General features: G+C 47.6%; 3 protein-coding genes and 1 rRNA gene. 3 read left to right on the top strand and 1 reads right to left on the bottom strand.

Annotation, left to right across the window (positions count from 1 at the left end):
* Window positions 1–115 precede the first annotated feature (115 nt).
* Genes JWH17_RS22775 through JWH17_RS22785 form a run of 3 tightly spaced genes read left to right on the top strand, consistent with a single transcriptional unit; the run spans window position 116 to window position 4126 of the window.
* Window positions 116–1381 (top strand): AMP-binding protein, encoded by a 1266-nt coding sequence (locus tag JWH17_RS22775; RefSeq protein ID WP_332468474.1) that lies wholly within the window; start codon window positions 116–118, stop codon window positions 1379–1381.
* 2 nt (window positions 1382–1383) lie between these two features.
* Window positions 1384–2970 (top strand): DUF5060 domain-containing protein, encoded by a 1587-nt coding sequence (locus JWH17_RS22780; protein ID WP_205225006.1) that lies wholly within the window; start codon window positions 1384–1386, stop codon window positions 2968–2970.
* Window positions 2971–3025: 55 nt separating this feature from the next.
* The gene (locus JWH17_RS22785) at window positions 3026–4126 is read left to right on the top strand and encodes a hypothetical protein (RefSeq protein WP_205225007.1); all 1101 of its coding nucleotides are present in this window, start codon (window positions 3026–3028) and stop codon (window positions 4124–4126) included.
* Between the two features lie 340 nt (window positions 4127–4466).
* On the opposite strand, the gene rrf is transcribed toward JWH17_RS22785, so the two are convergent.
* Window positions 4467–4583: ribosomal RNA gene (gene rrf, locus JWH17_RS22790) — 5S ribosomal RNA — on the bottom strand.
* Window positions 4584–4587 lie beyond the last annotated feature (4 nt).

Raw genomic sequence — 4587 nt, forward strand, 5'->3', positions numbered from 1 at the left:
TGAAAAAATAACAGCGTCGCTTCGCTCCGACCACCTGGCCAGTTTCACTGGAATAGGTGGCCGGAATCACGTGGACTGACTGGCCGGTTTCGACTGGAATGGGTGGCCGGATTCAGTGGAATACGCACTCCACAACAAAGCACTTCCTTTCATGCGTCATATCATGCTTTATGATCCGGCGGAACCCGAAAAAACCAGCTCTCCTCTTCCCGGGCTGATACCATGGCGGGATGTTCTTACTGCAGGCCAAGAGGTTACTGATGAGCAGCTAACAACCATTACCAGCGAGCTTTACTACCACGATCCAATCAATATTCAGTATACCTCCGGTACGACCGGTTTTCCCAAGGCAGTGGTGCTGACCCACCATAACATCCTCAACAATGCCTACTTTTCCGCTTTAGCTATGCAATTTACTGCTGCTGATCGCTTATGCGTGCCTGTTCCCTTTTACCATTGTTTCGGAATGGTGCTTGCCAACCTGCTCTGCCTCTCGGTTGGCGCCTGTATAGTAATTGCCTGTGAACACTTTGATCCATTGCAGGTACTTACAGCAATTGCTCAAGAAAAATGTACCGCTGTTCATGGGGTACCGACCATGTTTATCGCTCAACTTGAACATCCTCGGTTCCATGACTTTGACCTGACCAGCCTGCGAACGGGCATAATGGCAGGTGCTCCCTGCCCGCCGGAGCTAATGAAGCAGGTTATTAACGAAATGCACTGTGCTCAGATTCTAATAGGCTACGGCGAAACCGAAGCCTCACCCATCACTCACTTAACCCTGCCGGATGACACCTTTCATCGCCGAATCCATACCGTCGGCCGCAACCTCCCCCATCAGGAGGTGCAGGTGGTTGATACGAAGACAGGTCAGCAGGTACCGCTCCTTGAAATTGGTGAAATTTGTTTTCGTGGCTATCATATCATGCAAGGTTATTATGGCGACCAAGAGGCTACGGACAAAGCTATCGATGAGGACGGCTGGCTCCACTCTGGTGATCTCGGAAAAATGGACAAAGATGGGTATGTTGAAATAACCGGTCGCCTGAAAGAGATGATCATTCGGGGCGGAGAAAATATTTATCCGCGGGAAATAGAAGACTACATTTTTACCCACCCAAAGGTTGCGGCAATTGCTGTTTTCGGCATTCCTGACGACAGGTACGGTGAGGAAATAATGGCTTGGGTTCAACCCCACGCGGACATGACAATCACAGAAGAAGAAATTCGCCGGTTTTGCCACGATAAAATCGCCCACTATAAAATCCCTCGCTACATCTGGTTTGTAGAGGAGTTTCCCATGACCGTTACCGGCAAAATACAGAAATTTAAAATGCGGGAGATCGCGGTTACCAAAATGAACATATCCAGCAGATGAATTTGCTTACGTTCGCCTCCTTACAATCACGAGTGGTTCTCTTTATCTTATGTACGTTGTTTCCGTGCTTCCAGCCTCCTGCACATGGTGATAACCTGGGGCAAAAGACCATCACCATGTATGCACCGTATGCGGAGTTCTCCCTAAGCAATACCTCCTACCCAGGCAATGCCTTTGACCTGGTGGCAAAGGCTACCTTTACCCACCATGCCAGTGGTGAGCAGAGAACAACAGGCATGTTTTACGATGGTGAAGCAACCTGGAAATTCCGGTTCACTGGAGTCAAAACCGGTTTGTGGAATTTTATCACCATCAGTAAAAACTCTGATCTTGATGGACACACCGGCTCGGTTTCCGTTCTCCCCAACCCGAATGCTGCCATAGAGGGTTTCCTTAGCCACCAAGGCAACCAATTTGCTATCCAAAAAGGTGATGATGCCCATCTTGAAGGGTACAGCTTTACCGTTTTCATGAACCATAAACTGGGCAGAGAAAAAGGATGGCTTTTTCACCAGCTGGGCGCTGATCTCAAAACTGCCGAAAAGGCTTGGGACAGCTATCTGGACAATGTATTTGCCAACGGATTTGAAATTGTCCACCTAAATGTCGGCAACAGCTGGTTCAACTATCCAGCCTATAGCTCAGAAGAGCACAGTAGTACCAATCCCGATATTACCACCTTCAGGATACTGGAGACCTGTATCCAAAAAGCCCATGCCAGAGGAGGGCGAGTGCATATCTGGGCATGGGGAGATCATGCCCGAAAAGCCACCCCAATTAATGTGGGAGGGATTAACGGTAGGGCAGACCAGAGGGTACAGCGCTACATTGCCGCCCGGCTTGGTCCACTCCCCGGCTGGACAATGGGCTACGGTTTTGATCTGTGGGAATGGACGACCCTCGGCCAGATTGAGGCATGGGCAACGTATCTCTATGATCATTTCGGCTGGCAGCACTTGCTGTCAGCAAGAGGCTGGGAAATAACCAGCACCCCAGCAACCATTATCGCCTACGGCTCTTTTGGAGCTGATGTCATCAGTACCACTGCCCACGGCCCGCGAAGTTACAATGAAATAACAAATGATATTCGTTCCAATACAAAGCACCCTCATCTCTACGAAGAGCGCCACACCTATAAGCGACCTGAATTTAAGCTTGATATGGAAGGCACCCGCAGGATGCTCTGGCAGCAAACCATGGCAGGCGGCATGGGTGGTTTTTTTGGTTTTTACAATTCCAGCCCTCACCCTTATCCCAAACCGGAACAATTAAGAACCCATTATACTTTCTGGCATAAAAAGAGACGGTTTGTGCTTGGCATGACCACTGCTAACAGCCTTTCAAACGGCTATTGCCTCACAGATAGGGAATATAAAAGATATGTATTCTACGGTGAAGACATCTATTTCCTCCACATGGATCTTTCCCACATGGGAACAGACAATCAGCCTGCCATAGCAGTGGATCTGGCTGCAGAGTATAAAGAAATAGACCTTGGACTACTGTCAGCGACAAGGCATACCTGGAAAGCACCCTATCGTTCCGACTGGGCCATTGCTGTCGGCAGTTTCTACAAAAAACCAGGTTAAAGGAATACGCTTTATCCAACCCCACAAAGCGTAGAACCGACTAGCGCAGAATACAATGTGTTTTAAGGTATACATTAATGGTCATTTGGCTGCATCGTTCAGGACGAGTGCTCCATTGCCTGCTCTTGGCCATCCAGAACAAATCGCCGGTGCAATGATGAAAACAGCAAGCTCGACTTCTAAACTGTCTGCCCTTTCATGGGTAAAGAAACAATTCAAGACCATCGGTTTCCAGCATACACACCGCGCGGAGGTAAACTGTGCGCTTGAAGCTGCAATTGATATCGCAGACTCGAAAATCCGGTTGGCGCCAAAGTATAAACGAACAGCATTACCGGCAATAGAACAAGCCATGGAATACAGTAGTAAACTCGTTGCCGCTCTTCCCGGGCCCATCTCGCTGAGCAGTCGCAACTACCATAACAGTCCTCAGCTTAGAGCCGTTTTCAGGTCTCCTGATCACATTCAAGAGCTCTTAGAACGCCTACCTGCAGACATAAAGGGGCAGCTTCAAAAAAACGTAGATATCATTGCCTTACTTACCATGTCCAAGGAGATAAAAACCACCTTTGGTCATGAGCGGCAGGGGGAAATGATTCTACGAGATGCAGCCATGCAGACCATTAATTTTTACGATCACCTGCTTGTTGCCCCCTCCAGTTCCCTGGAAAGCACCCAGGCAATGCTTGAAGAAAAAGTGTTGGAAATACTAGCCGCAACAGCTATGGAAACAATCAATTCTCTGCGTGAAGAGCTGACGGAATTAAGAGAACGCAAGGCTCACCTGGATTCCATGAAACGTATGCTGAAAGGAAAAAAACAAGCTTTCGGCAACCTGGCTCCTCCCAGCTACGAGACTCGTAAAAAATTAGAAGAGACCGAAAAGCTGCTTGTAGAAACCACTCTCGCCGTTGAAGAGAAAAAAAAACACATCGGCATCCCGGAAAAATCACTGCAGTACCTGATTGCTACTTTTACACATCCTGAAAAAGCTATCTCAATCGAAGAACTCTCACTGGATCTGAATTGGATGAACGTTCTCAAGCAAAAGAAGGAACAGAGTGATGTCAACACCATTACACTTGCCGAGTTCTCCGCAGGTGAAGAGCTCAAACGACAGGGCATATTGGTCACGATCAGGCAGTCCTCATTGTAGCCGACAAAAAATGGTGCCTCCTTGAGAGGGCACCGCCATACCTGCTCCATATGCATCACTCTTTTTCTGTTTATGAATGACCAGTAAACAGCCTGCCATAAAATAGTTTCACCATATCTTCCTATCCAATCTCAGTGTGCAGAGTTTGGAGTTCCTTATAAACAGTTAATTGCACTGGAACAGCTAGACCTATCCTTATTTAAAAATCAGGGCAAGTGACTGACAGTTGAAAGCGTTCACCTTAGTGAAAAGAATGAAAAGAAGGCAAAGATGATTCATATAAACAAAAAAAAAGTCCTTAATACAGTTAAGTATTAAGGACTTTATATATATAAAAAAGAGACGGCGACGACCTACTCTCCCACATAGTCACCCATGCAGTACCATCGGCGCTGAAGAGCTTAACTACCGTGTTCGGAATGGGAACGGGTGGAGCCTCTTCGCTATGGTCACCGAAAAAT

The organism is Desulfogranum marinum, assembly GCF_016918565.1.
GTDB lineage: Bacteria > Desulfobacterota > Desulfobulbia > Desulfobulbales > Desulfobulbaceae > Desulfogranum > Desulfogranum marinum.

Bases quoted from the DNA above. Each gene is read 5' to 3' on its own strand.
- JWH17_RS22785 (WP_205225007.1), top strand. From the start codon at position 3,026: ATGTGTTTTAAGGTATACATTAATGGTCATTTGGCTGCATCGTTCAGG.